The sequence below is a fragment of the Arthrobacter sp. SPG23 genome (genome assembly GCF_000876655.1).
Classification (GTDB): Bacteria; Actinomycetota; Actinomycetes; order Actinomycetales; family Micrococcaceae; genus Arthrobacter.
Window position 1 is genome coordinate 37,157 of record NZ_JYCN01000011.1, and the last position, 17,139, is coordinate 54,295.

13 protein-coding genes and 1 pseudogene are annotated in these 17,139 nt (G+C 66.8%); 7 read left to right on the forward strand and 7 right to left on the reverse strand.

The window, feature by feature from the left end:
* Positions 1-5: 5 nt before the first annotated feature.
* Complete coding sequence (gene mmsA, locus TV39_RS05130; protein ID WP_043479302.1) at positions 6-1,565, reverse strand: multiple monosaccharide ABC transporter ATP-binding protein; 1,560 nt, start codon at positions 1,563-1,565, stop codon at positions 6-8.
* A gap of 131 nt (positions 1,566-1,696) precedes the next feature.
* Positions 1,697-2,887, reverse strand: a complete 1,191-nt coding sequence (locus TV39_RS05135) for an ROK family transcriptional regulator (RefSeq protein ID WP_043479304.1) — start codon at positions 2,885-2,887, stop codon at positions 1,697-1,699.
* 142 nt (positions 2,888-3,029) lie between these two features.
* On the opposite strand from TV39_RS05135, the gene TV39_RS22325 reads away from it, so the two are divergent.
* Positions 3,030-4,454 (forward strand): polysaccharide deacetylase family protein, encoded by a 1,425-nt coding sequence (locus TV39_RS22325; RefSeq protein WP_200890954.1) that lies wholly within the window; start codon positions 3,030-3,032, stop codon positions 4,452-4,454.
* Between the two features lie 146 nt (positions 4,455-4,600).
* A pseudogene (locus TV39_RS21585) lies at positions 4,601-5,392 on the forward strand (nitrilase-related carbon-nitrogen hydrolase); the annotation flags it as partial.
* On the opposite strand, the gene TV39_RS05145 reads toward TV39_RS21585, so the two are convergent.
* Complete coding sequence (locus tag TV39_RS05145; RefSeq protein ID WP_442853483.1) at positions 5,374-7,065, reverse strand: PucR family transcriptional regulator ligand-binding domain-containing protein; 1,692 nt, start codon at positions 7,063-7,065, stop codon at positions 5,374-5,376. The pseudogene TV39_RS21585 and the gene TV39_RS05145 sit on opposite strands and share 19 nt — an antisense overlap.
* Complete coding sequence (alr, locus tag TV39_RS05150) at positions 7,046-8,254, reverse strand: alanine racemase (RefSeq protein WP_043479306.1); 1,209 nt, start codon at positions 8,252-8,254, stop codon at positions 7,046-7,048. The genes TV39_RS05145 and alr overlap by 20 nt, the downstream gene beginning before the upstream one ends.
* 102 nt (positions 8,255-8,356) lie before the next feature.
* Here alr and TV39_RS05155 point away from each other — a divergent pair, with 102 nt between their 5' ends.
* Complete coding sequence (locus TV39_RS05155) at positions 8,357-9,892, forward strand: amino acid permease (RefSeq protein ID WP_043479391.1); 1,536 nt, start codon at positions 8,357-8,359, stop codon at positions 9,890-9,892.
* Positions 9,889-11,619, forward strand: a complete 1,731-nt coding sequence (locus tag TV39_RS05160; protein ID WP_200890955.1) for a flavin monoamine oxidase family protein — start codon at positions 9,889-9,891, stop codon at positions 11,617-11,619. The genes TV39_RS05155 and TV39_RS05160 overlap by 4 nt, the downstream gene beginning before the upstream one ends.
* 53 nt (positions 11,620-11,672) lie before the next feature.
* On the opposite strand, the gene TV39_RS05165 is transcribed toward TV39_RS05160, so the two are convergent.
* The gene (locus TV39_RS05165) at positions 11,673-12,194 is read right to left on the reverse strand and encodes a gamma carbonic anhydrase family protein (protein WP_043479308.1); all 522 of its coding nucleotides are present in this window, start codon (positions 12,192-12,194) and stop codon (positions 11,673-11,675) included.
* A gap of 103 nt (positions 12,195-12,297) precedes the next feature.
* Here TV39_RS05165 and TV39_RS05170 point away from each other — a divergent pair, with 103 nt between their 5' ends.
* Positions 12,298-12,885 (forward strand): DUF2231 domain-containing protein, encoded by a 588-nt coding sequence (locus TV39_RS05170; protein ID WP_052500500.1) that lies wholly within the window; start codon positions 12,298-12,300, stop codon positions 12,883-12,885.
* 69 nt (positions 12,886-12,954) lie between these two features.
* On the opposite strand, the gene TV39_RS05175 is transcribed toward TV39_RS05170, so the two are convergent.
* The gene (locus TV39_RS05175) at positions 12,955-13,644 is read right to left on the reverse strand and encodes a class I SAM-dependent methyltransferase (protein ID WP_043479311.1); all 690 of its coding nucleotides are present in this window, start codon (positions 13,642-13,644) and stop codon (positions 12,955-12,957) included.
* A gap of 13 nt (positions 13,645-13,657) precedes the next feature.
* Positions 13,658-14,518: a formyltetrahydrofolate deformylase gene (purU, locus tag TV39_RS05180; RefSeq protein ID WP_043479397.1), complete on the reverse strand. Its 861-nt coding sequence runs from the start codon at positions 14,516-14,518 to the stop codon at positions 13,658-13,660.
* A gap of 268 nt (positions 14,519-14,786) precedes the next feature.
* Here purU and glyA point away from each other — a divergent pair, with 268 nt between their 5' ends.
* Positions 14,787-16,094: a serine hydroxymethyltransferase gene (gene glyA, locus TV39_RS05185; protein ID WP_043479313.1), complete on the forward strand. Its 1,308-nt coding sequence runs from the start codon at positions 14,787-14,789 to the stop codon at positions 16,092-16,094.
* Between the two features lie 8 nt (positions 16,095-16,102).
* Positions 16,103-17,011, forward strand: coding sequence for a bifunctional methylenetetrahydrofolate dehydrogenase/methenyltetrahydrofolate cyclohydrolase (locus TV39_RS05190; protein WP_043479399.1), 909 nt, complete (start codon positions 16,103-16,105; stop codon positions 17,009-17,011).
* Positions 17,012-17,139 lie beyond the last annotated feature (128 nt).

A 17,139-nucleotide genomic window follows, 5' to 3' on the forward strand; every position in this document is an offset into this window, starting at 1 on the left:
GAAGGTCAGGCGGCGGTCTTACGGGCGGATGTCATGAGCTTCATCAGGCTTTCCTGGCTGGCTTCATCCTTGTTCAGGACACCGGTGATGGCGCCTTCGAAGATGGTGTAGATGCGGTCCGAGAGTCCCAGCAGCTCCGGCAATTCGGAGGAGATCACAATCACGCCTTTGCCCTGGTTGGCCAGTTGCTGGATGATGCCGTAGATCTCGTACTTGGCGCCCACGTCGATGCCGCGGGTCGGCTCGTCAAGAATGAGCAGGTCCGGGTCGGTGAACATCCATTTTGCGAGCACCACCTTCTGCTGGTTGCCGCCCGAGAGTTTGGCGACGCCTTCCTCCACGGAGGGCGCCTTGGTGCGAAGCGACTTGCGGTACTGCTCCGCAACGGTGAATTCCTTGTTGGGGTCCACGATGTTGTGCTTGCTGATCTTCTTCAGGTTCGCGGCAACGGTGGTGGTCTTGATGTCATCCAGGAGGTTCAGGCCCAGTGACTTGCGGTCCTCCGTGACGTAGCCCAGCCCGGCATCAATGGCATGGCGGACGGAGCGGAGGGTGATCTCCTTGCCGTCCTTGTAGATGTGGCCGGAAATGAACCGTCCGTAGGAACGGCCGAAGACGGATCGGGCGAGCTCGGTCCGGCCGGCGCCCATGAGCCCGGCAAAGCCGACAATCTCGCCGCGGCGGACGAAGAAGTTGGAATTCTTGCAGACCAGGCGGTCCTGGATCTGCGGGTGCCCCACGTTCCAGTCCTTGACCTCGAAGAACACCTCGCCGATCTTCGGTTCGTGGTCCGGGAAGCGTGACTCCAGCGTGCGGCCCACCATGCCTTTGATGATGCGGTCCTCGTCCACGCCGTCGGCCTTCACGTCGAGGGTCTCGATGGACTTGCCGTCACGGATGATGGTGATGGAGTCGGCAATCTGCTCGATCTCGTTGAGCTTGTGGGAAATGATGATGGACGTGATGCCGCGGCCCTTGAGCCCCAGCATGAGATCCAGCAGGTGCTGGGAGTCGGACTCGTTCAGGGCCGCCGTGGGCTCGTCCAGGATGAGGAGCTTCACCGATTTGCTGAGCGCCTTGGCGATTTCAACGAGCTGCTGCTTGCCGACGCCGATCTCCTTGATGGCCGTATCGGGGTCTTCGCGCAGGCCCACCCGGGCGAGCAGTTCGGTGGAACGCGTTCGGGCCTCTGCCCAGTCGATGATGCCGCGCTTGGTGGGCTCGTTGCCCAGGAAGATGTTCTCCATGATGGAGAGTTCCGGGATGAGCGCGAGTTCCTGGTGGATGATCACGATGCCGGCCTGCTCGCTGGCACGGATGTCCTTGAACTGCTGGACCTCGTTCTGGTACACGATGTCGCCGTCGTAGCTGCCGTACGGGTACACGCCCGAGAGGACCTTCATGAGGGTGGACTTGCCGGCGCCGTTCTCACCGCAGATGGCGTGGATCTCGCCGGCCTTCACCCGCAGGCTCACCTCGGACAAAGCTTTAACGCCGGGGAATTCCTTGGTAATGGACCGCATCTCGAGAAGGATCGGATCACTTTGCGTGGTCTGGGACGTCATGTGCCCTTACGCCTCCAATGCATGACTTCGTTGTCCGCCCCGCAAACCGCAGGGCCGTCTGATGAAAAAGTAAACTGGATCACAGCCCTTGTCGTCAAGTCTTTAACGCAACGGGCAGATAACGAAAAGGTTCAGGAGCGGCGGATTCCCGCATGCTGGAAGACCAGTGCGGCCGCTCCGAGGGCCTCCGCCCGGTCCCCGAGCGACGACATCGTCAGTGTGGTGGTTTCGCCGATGACGGGCACTGCGTGGCGGACCAGGCCCCGCCTGATGGGGTCCAGGAGCAGGTCTCCCAGCCCCGCCAGGGGGCCGCCCACCACAATGACCTCGGGGTTGATCAGGTTGGCCACGTTCCCGAGTGCACGGCCAACGGCCAGCCCTGCGTCGTCTATGACCCGGAGGGTTGCGGAGTCCCGGTCCAGCGCCTTGCGGACGATGTCCTCGGCGCTGAGCGGCTTCTCCTCGCCGCGGCCCAGGAGTTCGATCATGGTTGTAGTGGAAGCAATGGTTTCCAGGCACCCCCGGTTTCCGCAGCGGCAGATGAGGCCGTGTTCATGGATGGTGGCGTGGCCGATTTCGCCGGTAATGCCCACGTTGCCGTAGTACGGGGCGCCGTTAAGGATCAGTCCGGCACCGATGCCCGAGCCGATCTTGAGGAACATCAGGTTGCTGATGCCGCTGTGAGGCCCCCACGTGACCTCGGACAGGGCGCCGAGGTTGGCGTCGTTGTCAACAAACACTGGGAAATTCAGGGTGTCTTCAAGGTGCTGCAGGATATTGATGCCCACCCACTCGGGGAGGATCGCGCCCTGCGCCACGGTGCCCGTCCGGCGGTCGATCGGTCCGGGGATTCCGACGCCGGCGCCCACCACGGCGCTGCGTTCGACGCCGCTTTCGTCCAGCAGTTTGGCAAGGAGTTCGACGGCGGCACGGATGCCTTCGTCCGCGTGATGGCCCAGCGGCAGCAGCACCGATTCCTCGGCGATGATGTGGTAGCTCAGCGTCGCGAGGACCACCCGGAGGTGCCGGCGGCCGAAGTCGATGCCAACGGCAACGGCGCCGTTGCTGTTGAGCCGGACATTCAGTGCCCGCCGGCCGGAACTGGTGATCGGTTCCGTGGACGCCAGCCCGGCGTCCTGCATGATTTTGACGATGTTGGAGACCGTTGCCGTGGACAGGCCGGTCTGCCGGGCGAGTTCAGCCTGGGTTGACGGACCGTTCAGCAGGCACTCGATGATCCGTTGCTGGTTCAGGTGCCTCAATGCGGACTGTGAACCAGGGTTCTTGGTTCGGCTCCTCGTTGAGCGCGGTGTTGAGGGCATGCAATGAAGCGTGCACCATCTGCACCGTTGTAGTCAAGAAGTTAACGCAAGGATGATCGCGGTAAGGCCCGTGACGGTTGCCCCTTCCGGGGTTACTATCAGGAAAGGCCCATCCGGGCACTCCCACGATCGGGGGCTGGACATGAAGCCTCACAGACTATTGACGGCCGTACTGGCCGCCATCGCACTGATCCTCGGAAGTCTCAGCGCTGCCGGCACCGTGACGGCAGCGCAAATACCTGACGGGTACTACCTGCTGAAATATTCGGGAGTCATCTACCGGGTGAGCGACGGCGCCGAAATCCGCAGCATCACCTACGCGGAATGGGCCGCGGCCGGATTTCCCGCCCCCAGGCCGGCGCCCACCGATTACGTGAAGTATTCTTGGACCCCCACCATCAGCGCAGTGACCTACTTCGATCCTGCCAACAGCGATTCATGGCTCTGGGAGGCCCTCGACTATGCGTCATGGCAAAGGGCGGGAGCGCCTGCACCGCGGGTAGTCCCGTACGTCGGGGGAAGCTACTTCTACCAGTGGGGCACTTCCACGCAGATCCTGGTTGAGGAGCCCGGCGGGGTACGTCATGTGCTGAGCTACCCGGAGTGGGAGGCCTCCGGATTCCGAACGTTCGACCGCCGGCACAATGAGGGCTTCCTTAAACTCTCATGGACCAGCACAATCGCCCGCATGTCAGACCTCGCCACCGGACAAGGCGCCCCCATCAGCTACGACCAGTGGCGTGAGCAGGCATTCCCCGCCCCGAGGGTGGTGAACCGGGTGACAGGCGACCAGTTCTACCGCGAATATTCGAGCAGCACCATCTGGTACGCGGGTCCCACGGAATACCGGCCCATCACCTTTGCCGAATGGCAGGCAGCCGGCAGTCCGGCGCCGCTGGTTATCAATGTGCCCGCTACGTGGGGAGTTCCGGCCCAGTGGCGTGGTGTGGATCTTGAGCGGATTCAGACCACCCGCCCGGTTGTTGCCCTGACGTTCGACGCCGGGGCCTCGGACGCCGGCGTGGCGTCGATCCTGGACACCTTGGCACGGAACGACGTGGACGCCACGTTCTTTGTCACCGGAGCATTTGCCCGCAATTACCCGCGTGCGGTCCAGGCGATGGTTGCGGGTGGCCACCCGGTGGGCAATCACAGTGACACCCATCCCGACTTCACCACCTTGACCAACGCACAAATAATGGCCGAACTCGCTGCTGCTGACGGTGCGGTCAAGGCAGCGGCCGGCCGTGCCACCGTGCCGTTGTTCCGGTTCCCCTTCGGCGCCCGGACTCCGGCCGACACCGCCGTCGTCAACGACGCCGGTTACGTGGCGTTCCGCTGGACAGTCGATTCACTGGGGTGGCAGGGCACCAGTGGCGGCCGCTCCGTGACGTCCGTGCGGGACCGCGTCCTTGCCGCGGCGACTCCCGGTGAGATCGTTCTGATGCACGTCGGTGCCCATCCAACCGACGGGTCAACCCTGGACGCCGACGCGCTACCGTCGATCATCGAGGGCCTGCGTGCGCGCGGGTACGAATTCGTCAGCCTCTCCTCGCTGGTGCCCTGACAGCCCGGGCGCAATGCCCGCCGCTGACTTTCCGCGGGTCAAAATATCCCGAGAGCCGTCCGCGGCGCCTCGGTACGCTGGACGAAGACCGGGAAACACCGGCGACCGGAACGACCCGGACCTGACTGAGGAATACGGAGGCAAAGGTGCTCCTGGCACTCCTGCAGGCGAACGCCGCCGTACTTGATGTGGAAGCCAACTGTGCAGCGGTGGATGACGCCGCCCGGACGGCGGCCGCCGCCGGGGCCCGCGTGCTGCTCACCCCGGAATTGTTCCCGGTGGGCTATGCGCCACTCCGGGTCCGGGCGGGACTGGATCCAGCCAGGCTTCCGTCCATCCGCCGGAATCTGGCCGGCATCGCGCGGCGGAACCGCATCGCGCTGGTCTACAGCCTGCCGGCCGTCACCGCAGACGGCCGGTGGCAGATCACGTCCACCATGGTGGACCGGGAGGGCGGTGAACTGCTGAACTACGCCAAGGTGCACCTGTTCGGTGCGGAGGAGCGCCAGGCGTTCAGCCCTGCAACCGAACCCCCCGCCGTCGTGGATTTTCACGGAATCAAGACGTCCATGGTGATCTGTTACGACGTCGAATTCCCCGAAGCGGTGCGCGCCGCCGCAGTCCGCGGCGCCGAACTGCTCCTGGTCCCCACGGCCCTGGCTCAGGGGTTCGATTCCGTCCCGCAGGTCCTGCTGCGGGCCCGGGCGCTGGAGAGCCAGCTGACCGTGGCCTACGCAAACCATGCAGGGGAGGAGGACGGCTGTGAATTCCTGGGCGGCAGCGTGATAGCCGGGCCGGACGGCTCCCTGTTGGCCGCGGCCGGTCCGGCGCCGGAGCTTCTGTACGCGGAAGTATCCGCAGCCAGCGCGCGCGACGCCCGGGAGGGAGTGCCGTATCTCCGGGAGCGCCGGCCGGACCTCTACCGCGACTGGGAATCGCGCGGCCCGGGGGCGGAAGCAGGATCAGTATCGGCAACAGGAATAGCGGCGACGGCGGGGCCGGCGGCACCCGGGGGAGCAGCTGCCGGGGTTTCGTCCACGTACTGAAGGGCAAACCAGAGCTCCGCCCGCACCTGGGCCAGGTTGAGGTCGGTGTCCAGGAGTTCGGCCAGAGCGTTGATCTGGCGGCGGACGCTGTTGCGGTGCAGGCCCATGGCTTTCGCCGTGGCGTCCCAGCTCCCGTTCTCGCCCAGCCATGTCCGCAGCACCGCCAGCTGGGCGTCCCGCCGCTCGGGATCCTCCTGGCCGAGGACAGGTTCCAGCAGCCGGGCCGCAAGCATGGTGCCGGCCTCGCGGCCGAGAAGCCCGGCCACGGACCAGGTCACCTCATCCACCCGGGCGCTCCGGCCTGTTGCCTGCACCCGCGCGCGCAGGGAGGTGGTCCGCTGGTACGCGGAAGCCAGGCCCGGGAACTCCGTGGCATCCCCGACCACCAGGCGCCAGCCGAGCGCCTCCGTCTCGGCGAGCAGTGCCTCGTCCACCTTGAGGCGGGTGATGGCGGCAAAGCCGTAATCGGTGATCTCCACCAGCTTGGTGTCGAACATCCGCCGCCACTGCAGAAGTTCCCGCACGGGGCTTTCGCCCGCAGGGCCGCCAGTGTCCGCCTTCACGCCCTGGACAACCCGCAGGGGTGCCGAGCGCGTGGAGGAGATGCTTTGCGCGAGGAGGTCTTTGAGGCCGTTGACGTGCTTCGTGCCGCCTGAGGCCACGGTTTCCGGGTGCAGCAGCAGCGCCGTCGCCAGCTGGCTTGGTGCCAGCGAGCCGCTGGTCCTCTGCCGCATGAGCAGTTCCAGTAGCCCGACGACGGAGGACACCACGCTGTTCTGCGCCGCGGTGAGCGGACCGTCGGAGCCCAGGACCAGCGCGCCGAGGTTGGCGTCCCGGGTGCTGCGGAGCGGATGGCCGAACACCACCGTGGACCCCGGTTCCTCAAGCTGCTCCATCTCCACCCGGGGGCCGCTGCCGGCCAGCAGCCGTTTCAGCAGCGGCTGCAGGGCGGAAAGTTCGACGGCGGTGCCAGCGGCCCGGGCGCGGACCCGGCCGTCGGCACCGACCAGGAGCGCCCAGGCCGGAACCCGCTGCACCAGTGCCGCCAGCAGCTCGTGTTCCGGCCTGGCCGAGAGGACCGCCCGCATCAGCTGCCGGTTGGTGTCCGCCAGCTGCCGGAACACCCGGGCGTTGTCCGACTCCAGCAGCTGCGAGAATTCCAGCCCGATCGCGGCGAACGGAACCGTCCTGGGGAACTCCACGAGGGTCAGGTTGTGGCGCCGGCAGGCCTCGACCACGGCTTCAGGGACGGCGTCGAAATACGGTTCCAGCCCGAACCCCAGCGCCCCCACCCCGGCGCCGACCAGCCGCTGCACATAGGCATCCACATTCTCCGCGCTGCCGCCGTCGCCGAGGAACGGCAGCCCGGCCGTGAGGATGAACTCACCGTCCAACAGGTACGGTGTGGGATCCTCCAGCTCGCTCGGTTCCACCCAGCGGAGCATCCCGGCGCCGTTGCCGCCGTCGTGGAGTATCTTCGGCCCCGTCGGCAGTTTGTTCAGGAACTGTTCCAGCGTGACGAAGCCGAGCTGCTCGGCGGTTGCCTCAGGCGCCAACGCGGGCACCGGCTTCCTGGTAGTCCGGGCACTCGTAGGCCCGCGGCAGGCGCGGGGCGATCCGGTTGATGATCTCGTCGCCGTGGCTGCCGATCGCCGCACCCCAGTCATCGGCGCTCGCCGCCCCGGTGCGCGGATCGCCAAATAGCACGGCTGTGTCACCAACGGCCACCCCGTTGGCATCCGGGCCCAGGTCCACCATGAACTGGTCCATGCAGACCTTGCCGATCACCGGTACCCGGCGGCCGCCGAGGAGGATCAGGCTGCGGCCTGAAATGCCCTTGGGGATGCCGTCCGCGTAGCCCAGCGGTATCAGCCCCAGGAACCGCGGCTCGTGCGTGATCGCCTGGTGCTCGTAGCTCACTCCGGTTCCGGCGGGCACTTTCTTGACCAGCACCACAGGCGCCGTCACGGTCAGGGCGGGGCGCAGGCCGAAGTCGGCCGGGGCCAGGTGGTCCGCCGGCGCCAGCCCGTAGAAAGCCAGGCCGGCGCGCACCATGTCGAACGCGAACTCGGGCCGGTCAAGGATATTGGCGGAACTCGAGACGTGCCGGAGTTCCGGTTCCAGGCCCGCTGCCCTGGCCGCGAGGACGGCTTCTTCAAAGGCGTCCACTGCCGCCAGATTGGCCGGGTGCGCCGGAACATCGGCCCAGGCCAAGTGCGTCCAGACACCCCGCACCGAGAGGGTGCCGTCGCGCTCCGCCGCCCTGGCTGCGGCAACGAGCTCCGCCCAGTCCTCCGCCCGCGCTCCGCCGCGGCTCAGCCCTGTGTCGAGTTCAAGGTGGACGACGGCGGGACGGTCCAGCCGGCGGGCGATGCCGGCCACGACGTTGAGCTGGGCGACGCTGCCCAGCGAGACATCGACGTCGTACTCCAGCGCTTCCCGGATCGTCCCGCTCGAGGCCGCCGCGAGGTACAGCCAGGACAACACCGGGGCGGTGATCCCCGCCCGGCGCAGGGCGATCGCCTCATGAAGCTGTGCCGTTCCCAGCCAGTCCGCGCCGGCGGAGAGCGCCGCCCGGGCGACGTCAACGAGCCCGTGGCCGTAGGCGTTCCCTTTCACCACGGCCATGAAATGGGGTGCCGCGGACCGCTGGCGGAGGGTGCGGATATTGTCCGAAATGGCCGAGAGGTCAACGCTGACCTGCCCGGTGAGAGCCGCGTTCTGCGGGCCTTCGATGTGTGCATTAAGTCTCATGCCAGAACACTATAGGGCAATTTGCACAACGGTGAGAGGTGGCTCACAAACCTAAGCTGGTCCAGGGGAAAGCCGATAACTACTCACGAACGGACGTCAATGATGACTGCGCCTACACTCACCGGCCGGCCGCCGGCCGCTGCCCGCCGTCCGGGCCTTGCTGCTCAACTGCTGCGCCGCAAGCCGATCGGCCAGATGGTCAGCGAGGCCGACAACGGCCACGGCGGCACCAAACTGGTCCGCAGCTTCGGAGTCCTGCAGCTGACCATGATCAGCGTGGGCGCCACGCTGGGAACCGGCATCCTGGTGATCCTCGGCGAATCCGTGCCTCTGGCCGGTCCCGCGATCTGGATTTCGTTCGCCATCGCCGGCCTGGCCGCCCTGCTCTCGGCCGTCTCCTACGCCGAAATGGCAGGTCTGGTGCCGGTGGCCGGTTCCAGCTACTCCTACACCTACGCCACCATGGGCGAAGGCATGGCGTGGATCTGCGGCTGGTGCCTGGTGCTCGAGTACGCCGTGTCGGTGGCGGCCGTGGCCGTCGGCGCCGGCCAGTACGTGAACGAAACCCTGGCAGTGTTCGGGCAGGTCCTGCCCGACGCCGTTTCGCAGCCGCCCGGTGACGGCGGCATCATGAACATCCCGGCCATTGTCATCGTGGTCCTGGCCACCATCCTGCTGGTCCGTGGGGCCCGGGAAAGCGCCTGGATCAACACCGCGATAGTAGTGGTCAAGGTGGCAATCCTCCTCTTCTTCTGCGCCGTGGCCTTCACTGCCTTCAACGCAGGCAACTTCGAGCCGCTCCTGCCGATGGGCGCCGCCGGCGTCTCCGCCGCCGCCTCCACCGTGTTCTTTTCCTACATCGGCTTCGACGCCGCCTCCACCGCCGGCGAGGAAGCCCGCAATCCCAAGCGGGACCTGCCACGCGCCATCATGCTCTCCATGGTCATCGTCACCACCATCTACGTCCTCGTGGCTGTCGCCGCCATCGGCGCCCGTCCCTGGGGCTGGTTCGACGGCACCGAAGCCGCGCTCGTGAAAATCCTCGAAGAAACCACCGGTCAGCCGTGGATCGCACTCGTCTTCGCCGTCGGCGCCGTACTGGCTATCGCCAGCATCGTCCTGACCGTCCTCTACGGCCAGACCCGCATCCTGCTCTCCATGTCCCGCGACGGCCTGATCCCCAGGGTCTTTGGACGCGTGTCGACCCGCACCGGCACTCCGGTCGCAGGGACCCTGATCGTCGGCATCCTCGTGGCCCTCACCGCCGGACTGGTACCGCTCGGTGACCTGGCGGACGCCACCAGCATCGGCACTCTGTTCGCCTTCGCGCTGGTCAACGTGGCCGTCATCTACCTGCGCCGCAACCGTCCTGAACTCAAGCGCACCTTCCGCGTGCCGTTGTTCCCGCTGACCCCCATCCTCGGTGCCCTCATGTGCGCCTACCTCATGGCCAACCTCGGCGCCGACACCTGGGCGGTGTTCGGCATCTGGATGCTGGTGGGCCTCGCAGCCTACTTCGGTTACGGCCGGAAGCACTCCAGGGTGGCGGCGCTGGGCCACGAGGAATACCGTGAACTGAGCGGGCGCCATGCTTCAACACTGTCCACCCCCGAACCGACGAAGGCAGACCTTTCATGACCATCGCCACCGAACTGCCGGCCAACGATCCCGCTGCGGCCCCGAGCCTGGAATCCGCCTCCACAGCGGCGCGGGCAGCCGAGGCCCCCATCACCATGCTGAACCCGGACTTCCCCTTCAGCTACGACCACTACCTGGCCCACCCGGACGGCCTCGGCTCCGTGCCGCCCGAGCTGTACGGGACCGAAGTGGCGGTTGTCGGCGCGGGCCTGTCCGGCCTGGTCACCGCCTACGAACTGATGAAACTGGGGCTCCGCCCGGTCCTGTACGAGGCAGACCAGATCGGCGGCCGGCTGCGGACCGCCAGCTTCCCCTCAGCCCCGGGCGTGGTGGCTGACCTTGGCGGCATGCGGTTCCCGGTGTCCGGCAAGGCGTTCTACCACTACGTGGACCTGCTGGGCCTGCAGACCCAGGAGTTCCCGAACCCGCTGGCCGCCGCAACCTCCAGCACCGTCATCGAACTGGCCGGACAGAAGCACTACGCGAGCACGCCGGCGGACCTGCCGCCGTTCTTCCGCGAAGTGGCAGACGCCTGGAAGGCCGCAGTGAACGACGGCGCCATGTTCACCGAAATGCAGGAGGCCATCCGGGCGCGGGACACCGCCCGCATCAAGGAGATCTGGAACGAGCTCCTGCCGCTCATGGACGAACAGACGTTCTACGGCTTCATTGCCGCCAGTGAGTCCTTCAAGGCAGCGGGCTTCGCGCACCGCGAGGCATTCGGGCAGGTGGGATTCGGCACCGGCGGCTGGGACACCGACTTCCCCAATTCCATCCTCGAAATCCTGCGCGTTGTATATACGGACGCCGACGACCAGCACCGCCTCATTGCCGGGGGAGCGCAGCGGCTCCCCGAGGCACTGTGGCAGCACGCGCCGTCGGGCATGGCCCACTGGCCGGAAGGGACGTCACTCGCGTCCCTGCATTCAGGCTCACCGCGCGGCGCCGTGGACCGGATCAGCCGGGACGCCAACGGCGATCTCCGCCTCCGCGAACGCTGGGGCCGGGAAGCGAGCTACGCCGCCGTCGTCACCACCTGCCAGTCCTGGCTGCTGTCCACCCGGATCCACACCGAGGAGGCACTCTTCCCGGCGGAGCTGTGGACCGCGATCGAACGCTCGCACTACATGCAGTCCTCCAAGACCTTCGTGATGGTGGACCGCCCGTTCTGGAAGGACACCGATCCTGACACCGGCCGCGACGTGCTGTCCATGACCCTGACGGACCGGCTCAACCGTGCCACCTACCTGCTGGATGACGGGCCGGACAAGCCCGCGGTCATCCTGCTCTCCTACACCTGGAACGACGACGCCCTGAAATGGCTCGCGCTTGATGCGGACCAGCGCGTGGAGCTCATGCTGCATTCCCTGGAACAGATCTACCCGGGCGTGGACATCGCCAGCCACATCATCGGCCAGCCCATCACGGTCTCCTGGGAGGCGGACCCCAACTTCATGGGCGCCTTCAAGGCAAACCTTCCCGGGCACTACCGTTACCAGCAGCGGCTGTTCACGCACTTCAAGCAGGACAAGCTCCCGGAGTCCCAGCGCGGCATCTTCCTGGCCGGGGACGACGTCTCCTTCACCGCCGGCTGGGCCGAGGGCGCAGTCACCACCGGCCTCAACGCGGTGTGGGGCGTGGTGAACCACCTCGGCGGCCGGTCGGCGGCCGGGAACCCGGGGCCGGGGGAACTGCTCGACGCTCTCGGTCCGATCAGCCTGGACTGACGGCCGGTGGTTGAGCCTGCCGAAACCTGTTTCCCGGCGGGCTCAATCAGCCGTTAGCCGGCGTGCATCTCCCGGTGCGCCTGCGCCAGTTCGCGGTAGTGCGCGGCGTTGCGCTTCACGCCGTCGAACTCCTCGTCGGTGAGTTCCCGGCGGACTTTGGCCGGGACGCCCGCCACCAGGGAACGGGGCGGGATGACCGTTCCTTCGAGCACCACGGCGCCGGCCGCCACCAGCGAGCCGGCGCCGATCACCGCACCGTTCAGGATGGTGGCACTCATACCGATCAGGCAGTCATCCTCCACGGTGCAGCCGTGGACGACGGCGCTGTGGCCCACGCTGACCCGGGCGCCGACGGTGCAGGGGTACCCCGGGTCGGCGTGGAGCACTACGTTGTCCTGCAGGTTGCTGCCGGTTCCCACCTTGATCGCGGCGGTGTCCGCGCGGACCGAGACGCCGTAGAACGCGCTGGCGTTCTCGGCGAGGGTGGCGTTGCCGATCACTGATGCGCTGGGGGCGACGAAAACGGAAGGGTGGACATCCGGGCTGGTGCCGGCAAAGGGATATAGAGGAGCCATGAGCCCAGCCTAGGACACTCCTCCCGCCGGCCTTCGAAAAAGGGCCAACACATCGGACTTTGTGCCTAGTGACGCCGCGGGGCTGGCTCACTAGCATGGGGCCATGGAACTTCGGGGCTTGGACCTTCACGGTTTGGAACTGCAAGGACTTCAGCTGCGGAAGACCGGAGCGGGCGGGCTCAGCCGCTTCCGCCGGTTGATGCGGCGGATTGAGCAGCTGGAGGTCCTTGACCCGGCCGTCCGGTTTGCCGAGCCGAAGGCCGGCCGCCTGGTCCAGAACGAGCGAGTCCGCAGTTTCCTCCACGGCGATGCAACCGGAATACCACTGCACGGCATCCTCACCGACGTGCCGTTCGGCGCGTGGTTCATGGCCATGTTCCTGGACCTGTACCCGGATGAAGGGACCCAGCGGGCGGCAACCCGCCTGATGGGCCTCGGCGTCGTTTCAGCCGTTCCCACCGCGCTGTCAGGATGGGCGGAGTGGTCGTTGGCCGGCCGGGGAACGCAGCGGGTTGGCGTCGTCCATGCAGGCTTGAACGGCGCGGCCGTGCTGATCTTCGCCGGCTCCTGGGCTGCACGGCTCCGGGGCAGGCACAGGTTCGGCGTCGGCCTGGCACGGCTCGGGGCCCTCGTCACGATTGCAGCCGCTTTCCTGGGCGGCTACATGGGTAGCGCGCGCAGGGGAACCTAGGCCCTCGCTTTCCCCAACTGACTCGCATTTAACGTCGTCATTCGCGGATTTCGCGACGTTAACTGCCAGCTACTTGGGTTGGGGCGGGGGAGTGCGCAGGACCAGGAACTGGTAGTGCTGCGTCCAGTGCCCGGCACCGGGGCCCGACTCGGCGCCGGTGCCCTCAGGCCACGTGACGAATTCCTCGACCTCGCCGTGACGGCCGAAGATCCGCTGCAGCGCGGGGTCGCTGCGCCGGCTGAAAAAGCGCGGAGGCTGGATCACGTCCTCGGGGTTGAGCACCTCTTCATCGTCCCCGGACCAAAGGCCGACGGCGATCGGCGCCCCCGGCGCGGCCACCCGCACGAGTTCACCGACGACGTCGTCGATGTCCGTGTTCGGGATGTGCAGCAGCGTGCTCATGGTCCACAGTGCCGGGAAGACGCCGTCGGCGAACGGCAGGTTCCGCGCACTGGCAACCGACACGTTCAGGCCCTTGGCGGTCGCTATCCGGACCTGCTCCTCCGACAGGTCCACACCCGTATAGTGGATGCCGGCCTGCACGAAGCTCAGCCCGTCAAGCCCCGGGCCTGTGCCGATCTCCAACACCCCGTGCCGGCCCTCGGCCTTGAGCCTGGCTATGAACGCCGCCCGCTGCCGTACCCGCTGCGGTGTCAGCGGGTGCTCCGGATGCAGGACGGCGCGCTGGTTGTAGAACGCAGCCAGCCGGTCCTCGCCGCTGTGCCGCTGCGCTGCGGAGTCGTCGCCGGCCGGGGCCACGTCCTGCCGGACCCTAGTTGAAGACGACGGTGTTGTTTCCGTCCAGCAGCACCCGGTGCTCGGCGTGCCACTGGACGGCCTGGGCCAGCGTGCGGCCTTCCACATCCCGGCCCATCTGCACGAACTGCTCTGCCGTGCGGCGGTGGTCCACGCGGATGACTTCCTGCTCGATGATGGGCCCCTCGTCGAGGGCGGCTGTGACGTAGTGTGCCGTGGCGCCGATCAGCTTCACGCCGCGGGCATGGGCCTGGTGGTACGGCTTGGCACCCTTGAAGGAGGGCAGGAACGAGTGGTGGATGTTGATCGCCTTGCCGGTGAGCTCCGTGCACAGCTCGTTGGACAGGATCTGCATGTAGCGGGCCAGGACGGTCAACTCGATGTCTTCCTCGGCGATGATCTTCCGCAGCTGGTCCTCGGCCCGGTCCTTGGTGTCCGCAGTCACCGGAATGTAGTGGAACGGAATGCCGTAGAACTCCGCCAGGCCGGCCAGGTCCTCGTGGTTGGACACGATGGCGGGGATGTCGATGGGCAGCGTACCGGAGCGCTGCAGGAACAGGAGGTCGTTGAGGCAGTGGGCGGACTTGCTTGCCATCAGGAGCGTGCGGACCTTCCGGCCCGCGGGATTCAGGCTCCACTGCATGCCGAAGGCCTCGGCCACCGGCTCCAGCGCAGCGTGGACGTCCGACTGCGAAGCTGCAGTGGTGACCTCCACACGCATGAAGAACGTGCCGGTGGTCTGGCTGCCGTACTGCTGCGAGTCCGTAATGTTGCAGCCGGCCACGAGCAGCGCGCCCGCTACGGCATGCACGATGCCGGGCCGGTCCGGACAGGAGAGGGTCAGTACGTAAGCGGAGGAAAGCTGGTCTTCAATCACGAAGAACAGCCTACCCGCGCCGGAGTCGCCGTCAGGAAAGGTTTTGATAGTCTTAACCGGTCGCAACTGGCGTTGGATGGCTAACCATCAGGGAGCGGCACTTACGAAGACCACGGATCGTACGCCTGGGCCGAGGGTCATGTTTTGCCGGTCGGCAGTTTAACCGCCGCCGAACCCTGGCGCTGTCCTGCCCGTAACCTAGGGGCGGAGCCGCGTCACAGCCGGTAGCCTGACCTTAGCAGTGCCCATCCCTAGCCAGGAGTTTTTCGTGACCACTTCACCGACTTCCGTCAGCACTTCCTCCGCCGTCAGTAACCTGCCGCTGGCTGAGCTCGACCCCGAGATCGCCGCCGTACTTGACCAGGAGCTTGGCCGCCAGCGCGGCACCCTGGAAATGATCGCCTCCGAAAACTTCGCCCCGCGCGCTGTGATGGAAGCCCAGGGCTCCGTCCTGACCAACAAGTACGCCGAGGGCTACCCGGGCCGCCGCTACTACGGCGGCTGCGAATACGTGGACATCGCCGAGCAGCTGGCGATCGACCGCGTCAAGGACCTGTTCGGCGCAGAATACGCCAACGTCCAGCCGCACTCCGGTGCGCAGGCCAACGCCGCAGCACTCTCCGCCATGATCACCCCCGGCGACAAGATCCTGGGCCTCTCCCTGGCCCACGGCGGCCATCTGACGCACGGCATGAAGCTCAACTTCTCCGGCAAGCTGTACCAGGTTGCCGCGTACCAGGTGGAGCAGGACACCTTCCGCGTCGACATGGACAAGCTCCGCGAGCAGGCCATCGCCGAGAAACCCCAGGTCATCATCGCCGGCTGGTCCGCCTACCCGCGCCACCTGGACTTCGCAGCCTTCCGCTCCATCGCCGATGAAGTGGGCGCGCTGCTCTGGACCGACATGGCGCACTTCGCCGGCCTGGTGGCCGCGGGCCTCCACCCGAGCCCGGTGCCGCACTCCGACGTCGTCACCTCCACCGTGCACAAGACCCTCGCAGGTCCCCGTTCCGGTGTGATCCTGGCCAAGCAGGAATGGGCCAAGAAGCTCAACTCCAACGTCTTCCCGGGCCAGCAGGGCGGACCGCTCATGCACGTCATCGCCGCCAAGGCCGTTGCCTTCAAGATCGCCGGAACCGCCGAATTCAAGGAGCGCCAGGAGCGCGTCCTCGAAGGTGCCAAGATCATCGCCGACCGCCTGAACCAGGCTGACGTCGCCGATGCCGGGGTTTCCGTGCTCACCGGCGGCACCGACGTGCACCTGGTCCTGGTGGACCTGCGCAATTCCCAGCTGGACGGCCAGCAGGCCGAGGACCTCCTCCACTCGGTCGGCATCACGGTCAACCGCAACGCCGTTCCGTTCGATCCCCGCCCGCCGATGGTCACGTCCGGCCTCCGCATTGGTACTCCGGCCCTGGCCACCCGCGGCTTCGGCGCCGAGGAATTCACCGAGGTTGCCGAGATCATCGCCACCGCGCTGAAGGCCGGCTCCGCCACGGACGTGGAGGCCCTGCAGGCCCGGGTGGACAAGCTTGCCGCCGACTTCCCGCTGTACCCGCAGCACGAGCAGTGGTGACCCCGTCCATGACGCAGACCGCGAAGATCCTGGACGGCAAGGCCGCCGCTGCCGCCATCAAGTCCGAGCTGGCTGAGCGTGTCGCCACCCTGAAGGCCCACGGAATCACTCCGGGCATTGCCACCGTTCTCGTGGGCGCGGACCCTGCCTCGCAGCTGTACGTGTCCATGAAGCACAAGCAGTCTGTGGAGATCGGGATGAACTCGATCCAGCGTGAGCTTCCGGCGGATGCCACCCAGGCCGAGGTCGAGGCCCTCATTGACGAACTCAATGCGGACCCGGCCTGCCACGGCTACATCGTGCAGCTGCCGCTGCCCAAGCACTTGGACACTGACGCCATCCTTGAGCGGATTGACCCCGCCAAGGATGCCGACGGCCTGCACCCGACCAACCTTGGCCGGCTGGTGCTCAACGTCAGCGGCGAGATCACCTCGCCGCTGCCGTGCACGCCCCGCGGCGTCATCGAGCTCCTGGAGCGCAACGGCTACAGCCTCTCGGGCAAGCACGTCGTTGTGGTCGGCCGCGGTGTCACGATCGGCCGCACGATCGGCCTGCTGCTCACCCGGCGGTCCGTGAACGCCACCGTGACGCTGACGCACACGGGCACCGAGAACCTCTCGGAGCTGCTGCGGCAGGCGGACGTCATTGTGGGCGCGGCGGGTGCCAAGCACATCGTCAAGGCTGCGGACGTCAAGCCGGGCGCGGCCCTGCTCGACGTCGGCGTCACCCGTGAAACCGATCCTGAGACGGGCAAGAGCAAGGTCCACGGCGACATCGATCCCGCTGCGGCCGAGGTAGCGGGCTGGATCTCGCCGAACCCCGGCGGCGTGGGGCCCATGACCGTGGCGCTGCTCATGACCAACGTGGTCGAAGCCGCGGAACGCCAGCTGGCTGCGAAAAGCGCCGGCACCGCCTAGTTCCGGGTGGGCCAGGTAACTGGCACGCAGGGCGCCTACTTCCTTGGGGTAGGCGCCCTGCCGGTTTAACAGGCAGCTCGGACCGCAGGAGATGTATTCCCGCATGCCCAACCACATCGAATGGATTT

What these genes read in the sequence shown, in the direction of transcription:
- alr (WP_043479306.1), bottom strand. Translation starts at nt 8,254, where the DNA reads ATGAGACTTAATGCACACATCGAAGGCCCGCAGAACGCGGCTCTCACC.
- TV39_RS22325 (WP_200890954.1), top strand. Translation starts at nt 3,030, where the DNA reads ATGAAGCCTCACAGACTATTGACGGCCGTACTGGCCGCCATCGCACTG.
- TV39_RS05165 (WP_043479308.1), bottom strand. Translation starts at nt 12,194, where the DNA reads ATGGCTCCTCTATATCCCTTTGCCGGCACCAGCCCGGATGTCCACCCT.
- TV39_RS05170 (WP_052500500.1), top strand. Translation starts at nt 12,298, where the DNA reads ATGGAACTTCGGGGCTTGGACCTTCACGGTTTGGAACTGCAAGGACTT.
- TV39_RS05135 (WP_043479304.1), bottom strand. Translation starts at nt 2,887, where the DNA reads ATGCCCTCAACACCGCGCTCAACGAGGAGCCGAACCAAGAACCCTGGT.
- TV39_RS05155 (WP_043479391.1), top strand. Translation starts at nt 8,357, where the DNA reads ATGACTGCGCCTACACTCACCGGCCGGCCGCCGGCCGCTGCCCGCCGT.
- mmsA (WP_043479302.1), bottom strand. Translation starts at nt 1,565, where the DNA reads ATGACGTCCCAGACCACGCAAAGTGATCCGATCCTTCTCGAGATGCGG.
- TV39_RS05190 (WP_043479399.1), top strand. Translation starts at nt 16,103, where the DNA reads ATGACGCAGACCGCGAAGATCCTGGACGGCAAGGCCGCCGCTGCCGCC.
- TV39_RS05160 (WP_200890955.1), top strand. Translation starts at nt 9,889, where the DNA reads ATGACCATCGCCACCGAACTGCCGGCCAACGATCCCGCTGCGGCCCCG.